Consider the following 14,016-nt stretch of genomic DNA (forward strand, 5'->3'; position numbering starts at 1 on the left):
TTATAAAAAGGTAACATACTTTAATTATACTCTTAATTTACCAAAAAGTCTTAAAATTGCGTTACGTTTTCATACTTTGTTTTATATATAAAATACCAAGCAATAATGTTTGCAATTTCCTATTTTCTCTTTTTGGATAAAATGTAACCTACCATGAAATTTCCACGGTAGGTGCTACTTATATCACTAATCGTTCTAAAAATGGTTTGAGGCAGTTGAGGAGAATTCCTTCTATCCAGCTTTCTTGTGCTGAGGAGAGATGATCTGTCTGGAGACTTTCTTTTAGAAAATCTCGGACTTGTTCTGGTGCGATTTCAAACTCAAAGGCTTTCATTTTATAGAAAAAGTCGAGCAGATGGTCGGATAGGTATTCAGTTGAAAAGGGGACTTCTCCACTTTTTCGATATTCTAATAAGAGTCGAGCAAATCGGGATTTTTCTTCAGGAAGCTCACGAAAATAGGAATTGAGGAGCCAGGTCTGCTTCTGCTTTCTTTCACTTGGATCCTGAGCAGCAATTCGTTGGTCTTTTTCCAGCTCTTTTTGGTATTGTTTGGCCTTGATAGCCCTTTCTGTTCTATTTTTACCAAAAAGAATTTTCTCCCACTTGCGTTCTTCTTGGGTTAGGGTTTCTGTAAAGCCAAAGTAATCTTGATAGGCACGCTCTGCTGGTCCCATTGCTAGAACCAGATTGTCTGCATACTGCTTGGCGATTTTATCCCTCTTCTTGCGCTCTTTCTCTGCTTGGATACGGAGTTCTTGTTCGTAGTCAATTTTCTCCTTGCCTAGTTTGACAAGGTAGAGTTGGTCATCCGATTTCCCAAGTAAAAAGGGTTTGATACACTTTTCAAGGACTTCTTCCATCCGAGCCTTTTTCTTTGGCTCCGCCTTGGTCCAACTTCCTCCTTGAAAGACTTCTAGGAAGAGCTGGTAGTCTTTCTCAGGTGAGAACTGATTGCCACGATTGGGTTTAAAAACACCTTTTTCCCAGAGCCACTTTAGAAGACGCTCGTCAAAGTCACTTTTATTGACCTTGATTTTCTCCTTTTTCTGGGCTTTTCTGGTCAGATTTTCAACCTTTCTGAGCAGTTTTTCTTCCTCTTCCAGTTGCTGGTCAAGGGTCAATCGATGAAAATGACGAACACAGTCGCTACCAATCGGAAAGAGGCGTTGGCCTGTGACACCATTAAAGAGTTCGTAGGCGTACTTGATGGCATTCCCACAGACACAATTGCTACGGCCGATACCGTTAAAAATCAAGGAAACTTCATTCCATTCCTTGGTAGCTTGTTCCCAAGTATCAGCTTTTGAAGCCTGTAAAACCGCATCGTGTAGGGATTTTCTAACTGGAAGTGTCATGATGTCTCCTTTCTAGATTATACTTTTACAACTTGAACTTCGTCTTTACCAAGTAAAATCAAGTATTTTTCAATATATTCAATCGAATAGGCTCGAGACAAAGCCTCTCCGTATAGGGCTAACTGACCATGATAACGGTCTATGAGTTGACTTGGATCATCATAGCGGTCTGTCTTATAGTCGAACAGAACGATTTTATCCTCGTAAAGTAGATAGCCATCAAGAATACCACGGACAACGAAGTCTTCCTGACTCTTTTGGTCTCGTTTGAGCATGGAGAAGGGTTGCTCGCGGTAGAGATGGTTGGTATTAGCAAGAATTTCCTGACCAAGTGCTGTGTCAAAGAATGCAAGAATTTTAGCAAGATCGATCTTGTCTCTGACAGCTGTGCTGGTTTGAACTTGTTTGAGAGTTTCTGTCAGGCTAGCAAGTGTTGGTCGCTGACTGAGGTCAATTCTCTGCATGAGTTCGTGGGTAACACTACCAATCTCAGCTCCAGTTACCTTTTCTTTAGTTGAAAAATCTGGTAGATCAAAGCTAATTTTCTTGTCTACTGACTGGCCTTGACCAGCAATCTCGACACCTTCCATACCCATAACTGGTTCGTAGAATTTCTTGATTTGACTTGGGGTTTGAACACTAGGAAGTTCAATGGCTGCGCGGTGAAGAGTATTATAAACTTCCACCTCTTTCAGCATTTCAAGAGCTTCTTTGATGGTTTCTGACTGGCGATTGTCTGCTTGGGAGCTATCTTGGAGAGGGTTCTTGTTTTTCAATTCTCCGATAGCTTCTCTAGTCAGCTGATCTTCACCAACAAAACGATAACTAAAGTTGAGATTATCCTTTGCAAACATTTTACTGATAGCCCAAATCCAATCTTGGAAATTCTTGGCTTGAAGTCTAGTGTTGCTATTTAGTTTTCCATTTTTAGCTGCTGGGTATTCTTTGGCTTCCAGCTTTTCACGAGAACCTTTACCGACAAGATAGAGCTTTTTCTCAGCCCGTGTCATAGCAACATACAGTAGACGCATTTGCTCAGAATAGCTTGCCAGCTGTAATTCTTCTTCGTTCTGTCTATAGGTCAGACTAGGAATGGAGAGTTTGATGGTTTTAGGATAGTGATCTTCCACTGCTCCTGTCTCCATTTTGGCAATGTATTTGACACCAAGACCATTCTGACGGCTGAGAATGACCTCTGACATAGAGTCTTGCTTGTTGAAATCTTGATCCATATTGAGGATAAAGACGTAAGGAAACTCCAGCCCTTTACTCTTGTGGATGGTCATGAGCTCTACTGCATCTTTTGGCGGTGCGACGGCCACGCTTGCAAGATCGTGTTGGGCTTCTAGGACCTTGTCAATCATGCTAATAAAACGTGACAAGCCCTTGAAATTACTCTTTTCAAACTGGTCAGCTCGCAGTGCTAGGGCATAGAGATTGGCCTGTCTAGCAGGACCATTTGGCAAGGCTCCAACATAGTCATAATAAAAACGGTCGTTATAAATCTTCCAAATCAAGTCATAGAGGGAGTGTGTTTTGGCATACAGGCGCCAAGAAGCCAAGATATCCATGAATTGCTTTAGTTTCTCAGCTAGAGCCGTGTGAATCAAGCCTTTTTGACTACTTGCCAGTTTTTGTGCATTGATCAGTTTTTCATAGAGATTTTCTTGGACTTTATCCTCTGCTTTCTGAAGGGACAAACGTGCTAACTCGTCCTCATCAAAGCCAAACATTGGAGACTTCATAAGGGCAACCAAGGCATAGTCTTGAAGAGGATTGTGAATGATACGAAGGGTGTCTAGCATGACTTGCACTTCTAGGGATTGGAGATAATTGTTTTGCTCTCCGTCAGTTTTGACAGGAATCCCATACTCAGACAGGGCGAGGAGAATCTGGTCATTACGACTGCGACTAGAGGTCAGAAGGGCAATTTCCTTAAAGGCAACACCTTGTTCCTTGTGGAGTTTCAGAATCTCCTTGATGACTAAGCGCATTTCGCCTGTTAGTTTCGTTTCTGTTTGACTATCTTCTTCCTCACTTGTATCGTCCTTATCATAGAGGAGAAATTCTGCCTTGTTGTCTGGATTGGGGGTCAGTTTAGTATTGGCAAAAACAAGCTGGTGCATGTTATCATAGTTGATTTCGCCGACCTCTTGGTCCATGAGACGTTCAAAGACATGGTTGGTTGCTGACAGCACTTCTGAACTACTACGGAAATTTTCCTTGAGGAGAATCAGCTTGCCCTCTTTTGGATTTTGCGCATAGCGTTGAAATTTCTCATTGAAAATCTGCGGATCTGCCTGACGAAAACGATAGATAGATTGCTTGATATCTCCCACCATAAAGCGATTGTTGCCATTAGATAGCAATTCCAACATCCGTTCTTGAATGTGATTGGTATCTTGATACTCATCGACCATGACTTCGTGGAAACGTTCCTGATAAGCTTCACGAACTTGCGGGAAATTTTCTAAAATCTCAATGGTGTAATGGCTGATATCAGCGAATTCAAAGGCATTTTCCTGGCGTTTACGCTGACGATAAGCTTCCACAAAATCACTCATGAAGGTTTGGAAAGTCTTAGCTAGTTCCCAGGTCTCTCCATGATAACGTTCTTGATAGTCGAGAATGGTTATCTGGTCTGACAGTTGTCCTAGTTTAGCAAACTGGGTCTTTCTCTCTTCGTTGTAGGCATCGGCCAGTGGCTTCAGATCAGCCTTACGACTCGCATTGGTCAGAGCTCGGCCGTTTTTCTCTTTCGAAATTGCGACAACACGCGAAAGCACCGCTTGATAATCCTGACTATCCGACTCTTGATTTAAGGAGCCAATTTCATCCAGAATAAACTGGACATTTTCTAGATAAGCAGCCTTTGGAAACTCCTTGGCATCATTATCCAGATGATAACGGAAGAAACTTTCCAAGTCCCAAAGAGCTTGCTGGATTTGTGTGGTCAGTTTTTCTTTTTCACTGCTAAAATCAGCTTTCTCAAAGCCTTTGAGGAAAGACTCACTCAGCCATTTCTGAGGATTGCTGGTGGATTGGAGGAAGTCATAGATTTTATAGACCTGTTGGCGCAGACCCCGTTCGTCCTTGCCACGCCCAGCAAAATTTTTCAGCAAATGACTAAAGGTCTCTTTTTGTTTACCTTGGTAATGGGCTTCAAAGACCTCATGGAAGACTTCATTTTTTAGAAGGAGTTGCTCGCTTTGGTTTTGTAAAATACGGAAATTAGGCGCAATATTAATTAGATAACCGTGTTTGCTAAGGAACTTTTGTGTAAATGAGTCCATGGTACCGATGGCAGCGTTGGGTATGTCTGCCAACTGACGACCCAAGTGTTGTTTGAGGTCAACGTCATCGCTTTCTTGGATTTGTTGGCTGATTTTTTTCTCCAAACGTTCTTTAAGTTCAGTCGCAGCCTTGACGGTAAAGGTTGAGATAAAGAGTTGAGAAATTTCGACACCACGCGCTAACTGATCCAGAATACGCTCGGCCATGACAAAGGTTTTACCAGAACCAGCCGATGCTGAAACCAGGATATTCTGACCAGAAGTGTAGATAGCTTCGATTTGCTCGGCAGTTTTCTTTTGTTCCTTGCTCGAATTTGCTTCTACTTCTTGCAGTTTTTGAATCTCCTCCTCAGTTAAAAAGGGAATACGCTTCATCGATTCAACTCCTCTCTTATTTTTTCAAACCAAGCTTGCTTGAGTTTTTCTCCGACCAGACGCTTGCCGTCAGCCAAGTCCAACTTTTCTAGGAAACGAGCTTGACCCAAGTGATAATTGGCTTCAAAGCCTGTGATGGCTTGGTGTTGCTGAACATACGGTGCAATACTTCTGCCATTTTCAGTATAAGGGTTAATGGCGAACTGACCTTCTAAAATCTTCTCAGCTGCCTTCTTGTACAGATGGGCATTGTAGTCCAGTAGGAGCTGGAATTCCTCATCTGTTAGCTGGTTAGCTTTGTTTTTGTTGTAAAATTCGCCCAAATGACTGCTTTCTTTTTCTAAAAAGAGTCCTTGGTATTTCATAGACTTGCTGGCTTCTACTACTGCACCTGCCAGACTTTTAACGGCCATCAGAGATTGGACAGGCTCAGCCATTTCTAAGTACATGGCACCGAAAAAGTTCTGCTCCCCTTCTCTTTTTAAGGCAGCTAGATAAGTTGGCAACTGGGAATTAAGACCATTAAAGAAATGAGGAAACTGGAACTGAGTCAGACTGGATTTGTAGTCTACTACTCCTATCGCCCCATCAGCTTTCAATCGGTCAATGCGGTCAACCTTACCTCGTACAAAGACACTGCGCCCATTATCCAATTGAATAAAGGCCTGCTCTTTACCCCCGAAGTTCGCCTCTTCTTTGATGGTTTCGATGGCTGGATTGTGTCGGAGAATATGTCCAGTCGTCCGTGCAACATCAAGCAAAACTTCCTTGGTAAACTGGGCTTCCAAACTTTCCTGATAAATAGCTTCAAATTCCCGTTCCTGACTGGTTTCTTGGATAGCTTGTTCCAAACGTTGGTCAAAGGAATCTTCGTCAGGCAACTGCAAGGCACGTTCAAAAATGCGGTGCAAGAAATTCCCGTGACTACGGGCATCAGGACGTAGGCGTAATTCCTCCTGCAAGCCTAGAACATAACGGAGGAAATAACTGTATTGGTTACGGTAAAACTCTGTCAAACCAGAGGTAGATAGGTAAAACTCTTGATCAGCAGGATAGAGAGCTTGTAAGGTGTCCTTAGCCAACTGCTTGCTACTTGGACTGGTTAGGAGGGCTGGATTTTCCAAACCTTGCTGGTCTAGTTTTTTACCCATTACACGCGCCAGAACCTTGACAAAGGTCAAATCTTGCTCACTATCACTTGTCTCGCCCTGCTGGTGATAGGCAACCAGACTAGACAAAAGACTGTGATATGAGCCCATATCTTCCTTAGACAGCCCTTTATGATTCATCCTCTTCTCTTTCCGACTAAATCCAAAATGGACCAGCTCTTGAAGATAGGCAGATTCCTTACTTTCACTTTCATTAAAAAGGCTTGGAGCCGACAAGACCAACTCTTTACGAGCAGAATTGACCAAGGAAAGCATAGTATAGCGATTTTTTTTGAGATTTTCACTGCTGGCAATCAGCAATTGAACGCCTTCTTCGGTCGCTTGGTTTAGGTTTTGTCTTTCTTCATCAGTCAAAAGACTGGTGTTTTGCGCTATTTTTGGTAAATGATCCTGCGTCAGCCCAATGGCGTAGACAAAGTCAGCTGTCAGAGGAGCAATCAAATCATAACTCTGCACCAAAACGGTGTCCACTGTTGCTGGAATGGTGCGATACTGAGATAGGCTCATTCCAGAATGGAGCAAGGCTAGGAAATCCTCAAGATTAACCTGTGATCCAGCAAAAACAGTCGCAAATTGTTCTAAAACATGACAGAATGTCTTCCAAACTTCTGCTTGTCTTTCTTGTTCTAGGACTTCCATGGTAGCTGTCAAATCTTGCAACTGCTTGGGCACCGCTCCTTCTTTTAGAAAGACCTTCCACTTTTGCAAGAGATTTTCAGCCTTTTGTTTTCGGCTAGCAAAAAGAGTCTCAAGAGGTGTTAAAATACGCAGACGAAGAGCATTTAATTGCTCTAAATTAAATTTTCCATGGTGGGATTTGGTAAAGGTTTGCTGAAAGGCTGTCAAGCCATTGATACCAAGATAGCGGATATATTGCTCAAAAGCATCAATTTCAGCTTGACTAAGGTCCGTATACAAACCTGTTCTGAGAAGGTTAATCAAATCCTCCTGACGAAAACGGTAGCGTTTTAAAGCCAAGATAGACTCGACAAACTGTGTCAAGGGATGATGCGCCATGGATTCGCTTCTACCAAGATAGAAAGGAATCTGATACTGGTCAAAAATGGTTTTCAGCGATAACTGGTAAGAAGTTACATCGCCCAAGAGAATACGAAAATGCTTGTAACTCAGATCTGGATTGGCATGTAATTTCTGACGGATGCTACGGGCTACCAACTCCAACTCTTCCTTTTGAGTCAAACAAGACCAGATTTGTAAGTTTTCACGGTCCTTATCATCGATTTCTAAGGAAAGTTCTGAGAAGTCATAGGACGATTCCAATAAACGAGAGGCCTTGTCAAAACTATCCATCTGCTCCTGAGTTTGAGAATAATCCTGGGCAGGAGTTTGGTATTTAGAGAATAGATGATGGAGAAAGTCCACACTGGCTTGGTAGAGATTACCCTCGCTAAAAGGACTGGTATAGGCTTTCTTACTAGCATAAACCCCGATAACAATCTCAACACCCTTGCCATGAAGTAAGTCCACAATCCGCTCTTCCTCAGCAGAAAAACGGGTAAATCCATCAATAACCAAGGCGATTTGAGTGAAATCACTACTAACTTTGTCATTCTCAATAACCTCAATCAAATGGGACAACTGACTTCCCTGAGCCAACTGGCCTTGATTGAGATAAGCAGTTACTTTCTCAAAAATCAAGAGTAAATCGGCTCTCTTGTCCTCATCCGTCAAACTCTCCAAGTCCAAAAAACTCATCTGAGCTTTGGTCATCTCGTGGTAAAGATCAATCAACTGCTGGATAAATTGAGGATCCTGCTTGATAGCTCCATAAACACGTAAATCCTTAGGATCAAGTTCGGCAAGACATCTGTAAAAGACCATCCCAAGGCCAATATCATCAAGACTGGTCTTTGTAGGCAAGTCATTTAAAACCAGGTAACGAGCCATTTGAGCAAAGCGCGTAACGGTAATAGCAAAAGAAGCCTGCTGGGACAAGCATTCCAGCACGGCACATTCCTTTTCAAATGAAAGAGAGTTAGGAGCGATGTAGAAAACCCGCTTGCCAGCAGCAACCAGCTCTTCCGCCTCTCTGGTCAAGATTTCTGTCAAAGAAGTCCGAATATCAGTATACAGTAATTTCATCTCAGCCTCGTTTGGTTTCTCAAAGTTTCTTACTCTATTATAGCAAAGTTCGCTTCACTGTCCAAATCCAAAATTCTTGTTGACAATCATTTAACTAGCAAATCAATCAAGCTTCGTCATCCACTTTCATATGATGAAATATATATAGGAAAAAGTCTTTGGAAACTTCAAAATGCCCATAACGAAGCCTAGAAGTATAGTTTTTCCATTCAGGATGTTGTCTGGCTATTTCTATGGAGCAATCTTTGACTGGTAGATAATACTCGACATTTCGTCTAAAGGGAAAGAATCCTTCAAACTGCTCTACTTGATAGGCTTTGTCATCTATAATTTTACCTACGGCCACAAAAGCCTGTAACTTATCTTGACCATTCATATCGTATTTGGGGCTATAGTATAAAAGATAATCGCCTTTTTTCATACGGTTTAAGGGGCCGCCCTTTCCATGACAGACCTGGCAAAAATTCCCCTCAACTCCTCTTAAAACATGATTCTTTGAAACAATTCCGACCCAATATCTAGGCATTTTTATCCTCCAACTCTACTAACATGCGATTAAAACTTTCTCTATCGTTAGAAAGTTTTTCAAAAAATTCTTCATCAACCCCTTCTACTAAGGGTAAAGCTTGATTGACCTTCTCCACACCAGACTTCGTCACTAAAACCAGTTTGGCTCGACTATCCTTTGGATGTTGATCGCGTCTAATGTAGTCTTTCTTCTCTAGTAACCGGACAATCTGAGAAACCGTCATGACATCCATACCTGTGAAACGAGCAATATCAACTTGTGTTACATATTCCTCTCTATTCGTCAGAAATAAGAGCGAAGTCAAAACGATAAATTGGGGCAAAGTAAGACCAACTGATTTTAAAACTCTTTTTAAATTACTTTCCCACTTGTTGTAGACTTTGATGAAAAGAAGACCTGTGGACTCTGTTTCATCATTCTTGTAAATTGAATTAAAGTGATACTTTGACATTATTTTTCCTTAAATATTAAGTATACATATTATAAGATAACTTATTTTATTTTTCAAGAAAAGGGAGCTTGAATGTTACAATTCTGTCAGACATTTTATGTTCTATATGCTATAATAAAAGCAAAACACCTAGAAAAGGAAGTCTTATGATTAAACTACTAGCCTTGGATATGGACGGAACCCTCCTCAATGAAGCCAAGGAAATCCCACAAGCTCACATTACTGCTATTCACCAAGCCATTGAAAAAGGTGTCAAACTGGTTCTTTGTACGGGTCGCCCGCTTTTCGGTGTCCTCCCCTACTATAAAAAATTGGGGCTTGATCTCCAGAATGAGTATGTGATTGTTAACAACGGTTGCTCAACCCACCAGACTAGCGATTGGAGTTTGGTTGATTGGCAAGAACTCAGTTCAGCAGACATCGAATACCTCTATGATCTAGCTGAAAAAAGTGATGTTCAGTTGACTCTTTTTGATGAGGAACATTATTTTGTCCTCGGTGGCAAACCCAATCAAGTCATCCAAAATGATGCCGACCTAGTCTTCTCAGACCTGACTGAAATTTCTCTTGAGGAAGCGACTAGTGGCAAGTACCGTATGTTCCAAGGGATGTTTTTGGGGACAAAAGAGCAAACAGATGATTTTGAGCAGCGTTTTGCTGGGGAACTCTGCCAACGATTTAGTGGCGTTCGTTCGCAGCCTGTCATTTATGAAGCCATGCCACTTGGTACGACAAAGGCTACCGCTCTTTCTCGACTAGCAGATATTTTGAAAATTGATCCATCAGAAACCATGGCTATGGGCGATGCCAATAACGATATTGAAATGCTCCAGTTTGCAGGGCTTGGAATTGCAATGGGAAATGCCAGCGATTATGTCAAATCTCTTGCGGATGTCGTTACAGCAAGCAACGAAGAAGACGGCGTTGCGCGTGCCATTGAGAAATATATTTTATAGTAAAAAAGCCCAGTTCATATCAACTGGGTTTTGATATTTAAGAATTCCTAAAACTTTAGAAACTCTTTAGAAATCCTTGAGCTTTCTTTGATTTCTATGCTTTATACTAAAGTTATCAAAATAAATCAAAAGGAGAGAATCATGAAAACAGTACTTGACATTCATGGATTGTCCAAAAACTTCGACAAACAAGCTATCCTTCAGGATCTTCATCTAACGATAAGAGAGGGAGATATTTATGGACTTATCGGGAAGAACGGAGCTGGGAAGACCACTTTGATAAAAATCATTACGCAACTACTCTTTGCGGATAAAGGAACAGTTTCCCTCTTCTCTAGCCATTCGGAAAATGAATGGAGCAAGTCTCTATCTCGAGTAGGTTCAGTTATCGAATCACCTGTAGCTCATAATCACTTAACAGCCTATCAAAACCTGAAATATTACTGTATGATTCGTCATGTTCCAAATGCTGATCAAGTCATTCGAGAAACGCTGGACTATGTAGGCTTGTCAGATACAGGTAAAAAAGTCTTTCGTGATTTCTCGCTAGGAATGAAACAAAGACTTGGTATCGCCATTGCCCTCCTATCTAAACCAGACTTCCTGATCTTAGATGAACCTATCAATGGTCTCGACCCAATCGGTATCAAAGAATTTCGTCTGATGATTCAACGGCTCAATCAAGAAAAAGGGATAACCATTCTCATCTCTAGTCATATCTTGTCAGAACTCTACCTCGTAGCTAATCGCTTTGGAATATTAGATCAAGGCAAGATTATCCGTGAAATCAGCAAAGCTGAATTTGAAACACTAAGCGAGGATTACATTGTTCTTAAGACAGCTGACCAAGAGAAAGCTTGTCAAGTATTGAAAGAACAAATCCAGCTCCAGTTCAAGGTTGTGAATCCAGAAAATGAAATCCATATCTTTGGTCAGGAACAAGATGTCAAACAGATTCTTAAGGAATTAACCTTGGCAGATGTCGCCATTGACGAGATTTACTATGCCCGTCAAAACCTAGAAGAATACTTCACTCAATTGGTCCAATAGGAGGAAAATCATGATACATACCATTCAAGCAGACTTTTACCGTCTTTTCCGTTCCAAAGGTTTTTGGATTACAGAATTCATTCTCTTTGCTCTCATGCTAATGGGTGCAAGTATAGGAGCTACTGGTCATCTGATGGCAATCCAGACAGAAGAACCAGAAATTCCAACCCATGGTTGGGACGGTGTACAAGCACTTATTAACGCTTCTAGTCAAGGTTCAAACCTCGTTTTTCTCTGTATCATCCTAGCCTGCCTCGTTCTTGGAGTTGATTTAATCGGTAAACTCTATAAAAATAATTTAACAGTGGGTGTTTCTCGTACCGAGTTTTTCCTTGCCAAAGCCTTTGTATTGACTTGTATTGCACTTTTGCAAGTCATCATCTGTCTTGTGATTGCATTTATTCCAGCAACTATCTTAAATGGATTTGGAACTATGCCTGATGGCTTTATTGGCAATCTACTGGTAACCATTTTCCTTCAATTCCTTTGCCTCCTTGCTTGGCTTTCCATTGTTTCCTTCATTCTCTATGTTAGTCATTCTTATCTTGCGGTATTTATTGGTTATTTGGTCAGCTCTATCTTACTTTCTATGCCAATGCTCATCTTCCCAAATATCAAAATTTTGCCATATTTATCATTGCAGTTTTTCTATGCAATGACTGCTAATAGTGAATCCATTTTCTATACACTTATAGTTACTTTAGCTGTTATTGTAATTTTTAATATAAGTGGACTGACAGTTTTCAAAAAGAAAAGTCTATAAAAAACTTCAAGCAGGTAGAGCCTGCTAACTCATGATAGAAAAAGAAGTTCACCTTGAAGTTTACCTTATAATAAAGATGAACAATACAAATCCGTGGTCTTTATAGTAGATTGAATCTAGAATTGCACAATATCGCTTCTAAAATATTTTTAGAAATTACTTTAAATTTCTTAATCAATTTGTTTAGATTCTATTTCAATCTACTATACTGTAGCTCTTCACAATACCTTAGATTGGGTGGTAGAAAAACATGTCACACATGTTTTTTTTCAAATCATGACCACCCGTCAAACGGGTGATTTGTTCCAGGGCTATAAGCCCAAATTACCAGCCAGCGCCTAAAGACGCTGGCTTTCACTTTGTTCAAGCCTTATTGCTCTTGACTCGTCACTTGCCTCTTAAAGAGGCTTTAGTATCACTTACCACTATCCCTAAAGGGATCCTCATACTCTTTTACACTTAATTTATCTAGTGCTATATCATGCTTTACTCGTTCTCAAATTTTCATACTCGTGAAGAAATCATCCACTGGACCATTTCTTTAATCTTGGATATTTTTCTTAATTGTAGCTTCATTGAGTCCCACCGTACTCATATAATAACCTTCCGCCCAGAAATGCCGATTCACAAACTTGTACTTGAGATTGGCGTGTTTATCAAACATCATGAGCGCACTTTTTCCTTTTAAATAACCCATGAAACTCGAAACACTTATCCTTGGTGGAATACTTACTAACATATGCACATGGTCTGGCATTAAGTGACCCTCGATAATTTCAACTCCTTTATAACTACACAAGCGATGAAATATTTCGCCTAAACTACTTCTATATTGATTATAGATGACTTTTCGTCTATACTTAGGGTTGAGCATAATGTGATAGAACAGTGCCACTTTGTGTGTGATAAACTATGAGCCTTTTGTGCCATATTTTTGACTCTTTCGCTTTACAATTGCCTTGAACACCTTTATTGTATCGCGTTTGGAGTTTTTTGGGTATAACCTTCGACGCGCACCCGCATAGCGGGTGGTTTTTTTGTCTCGCACCTAACGGAGCGAGACGGACTGAAAGTCACATAATAAAAAAGAAAGGACGAAATTTGTCCTTTCTTGAGTTTAGCTTATCTGCACCTCTACAGTTGACAAAGAGCCTTCTTTTTATATCTCAGTCAATGGTGTTGCGGTATCTGGTGAGGTATCGTAAACCTTAAAGTCTACTCCTACACCTAGATCAGCTTGCGCCAGCTGATTGACCATGGTCATATGAGCCAGTTCCTTGATATTGTTCTCCTTAGATAAATGCCCAAGGTAGATCTTCTTAGTGCGGTTTCCTAAGGTCCGAATCATAGCTTCAGCACCATCCTCATTAGAAAGGTGACCAAGATCCGATAGGATTCGTTGTTTGAGTCGCCAAGCGTAAGAACCTGCTCGCAAAATCTCCACATCATGATTAGATTCTATGAGATAGCCATCCGCATTTTCAACAATGCCAGCCATACGATCACTAACATAACCTGTATCAGTCAGCATGACAAAACTCTTGTCATCCTTCATAAAGCGATAGAACTGCGGTGCGACTGCGTCATGGCTAACACCAAAACTCTCGATGTCGATATCTCCAAAGGTTTTGGTTTTGCCCATTTCAAAGATATGCTTTTGCGAAGAATCCACCTTGCCAAGATACTTGCTGTTTTCCATAGCCTGCCAGGTCTTTTCATTGGCATACAAATCCATACCATACTTACGAGCCAAAACACCTACTCCATGAATATGGTCAGAATGCTCATGCGTAATCAGGATGGCATCCAAATCTTCTGGCTTGCGATTAATTTCAGCAAGTAGGCTGGTAATTTTTTTCCCAGACAAGCCGGCATCCACTAAAAGTTTCTTTTTTGGAGTTTCCAGATAAAAGGAATTGCCACTGGAACCCGACGCTAAAATACTGTATTTAAAGCCTGTTTCACTCATT

General features: G+C 40.9%; 9 protein-coding genes and 1 pseudogene. 3 read left to right on the forward strand and 7 right to left on the reverse strand.

What is annotated here, in order from left to right; all coding sequences use genetic code 11:
* Positions 1-178: 178 nt before the first annotated feature.
* The 5 genes from FJR73_RS00550 to FJR73_RS00570 form a co-directional block, all read right to left on the reverse strand.
* The gene (locus FJR73_RS00550; protein WP_140832677.1) at positions 179-1,357 is read right to left on the reverse strand and encodes a hypothetical protein; all 1,179 of its coding nucleotides are present in this window, start codon (positions 1,355-1,357) and stop codon (positions 179-181) included.
* A gap of 17 nt (positions 1,358-1,374) precedes the next feature.
* Positions 1,375-5,025: a helicase-exonuclease AddAB subunit AddA gene (gene addA / locus FJR73_RS00555; protein ID WP_140832679.1), complete on the reverse strand. Its 3,651-nt coding sequence runs from the start codon at positions 5,023-5,025 to the stop codon at positions 1,375-1,377.
* Entirely contained in the window at positions 5,022-8,297 is a 3,276-nt protein-coding gene (gene rexB, locus FJR73_RS00560; RefSeq protein WP_140832681.1) for an ATP-dependent nuclease subunit B, read from the reverse strand. Before rexB ends, addA begins: the two co-directional genes overlap by 4 nt.
* A 106-nt stretch (positions 8,298-8,403) precedes the next feature.
* Complete coding sequence (locus tag FJR73_RS00565) at positions 8,404-8,823, reverse strand: EVE domain-containing protein (protein WP_140832683.1); 420 nt, start codon at positions 8,821-8,823, stop codon at positions 8,404-8,406.
* Complete coding sequence (locus tag FJR73_RS00570; RefSeq protein WP_140832685.1) at positions 8,816-9,277, reverse strand: MarR family winged helix-turn-helix transcriptional regulator; 462 nt, start codon at positions 9,275-9,277, stop codon at positions 8,816-8,818. Before FJR73_RS00570 ends, FJR73_RS00565 begins: the two co-directional genes overlap by 8 nt.
* Before the next feature lie 146 nt (positions 9,278-9,423).
* Here FJR73_RS00570 and FJR73_RS00575 point away from each other — a divergent pair, with 146 nt between their 5' ends.
* The 3 genes from FJR73_RS00575 (at position 9,424) to FJR73_RS00585 (ending at position 12,046) form a co-directional block, all read left to right on the forward strand.
* Entirely contained in the window at positions 9,424-10,233 is an 810-nt protein-coding gene (locus FJR73_RS00575; RefSeq protein ID WP_140832687.1) for a Cof-type HAD-IIB family hydrolase, read from the forward strand.
* A gap of 141 nt (positions 10,234-10,374) precedes the next feature.
* On the forward strand, positions 10,375-11,283 hold the full coding sequence (locus FJR73_RS00580; protein WP_140832690.1) for an ATP-binding cassette domain-containing protein: 909 nt from the start codon (positions 10,375-10,377) through the stop codon (positions 11,281-11,283).
* Between the two features lie 10 nt (positions 11,284-11,293).
* Positions 11,294-12,046: an ABC transporter permease gene (locus tag FJR73_RS00585; RefSeq protein WP_140832692.1), complete on the forward strand. Its 753-nt coding sequence runs from the start codon at positions 11,294-11,296 to the stop codon at positions 12,044-12,046.
* 415 nt (positions 12,047-12,461) lie between these two features.
* Here the strand turns inward: FJR73_RS00585 and tnpA are convergent.
* Positions 12,462-12,976, reverse strand: a pseudogene (gene tnpA / locus FJR73_RS00590) (IS200/IS605 family transposase).
* Between the two features lie 229 nt (positions 12,977-13,205).
* The gene (locus FJR73_RS00595; RefSeq protein WP_000004965.1) at positions 13,206-14,015 is read right to left on the reverse strand and encodes an MBL fold metallo-hydrolase; all 810 of its coding nucleotides are present in this window, start codon (positions 14,013-14,015) and stop codon (positions 13,206-13,208) included.
* Position 14,016 lies beyond the last annotated feature (1 nt).

The sequence above is a fragment of the Streptococcus sp. D2 genome, assembly GCF_006385825.1.
GTDB lineage: Bacteria > Bacillota > Bacilli > Lactobacillales > Streptococcaceae > Streptococcus > Streptococcus shenyangsis.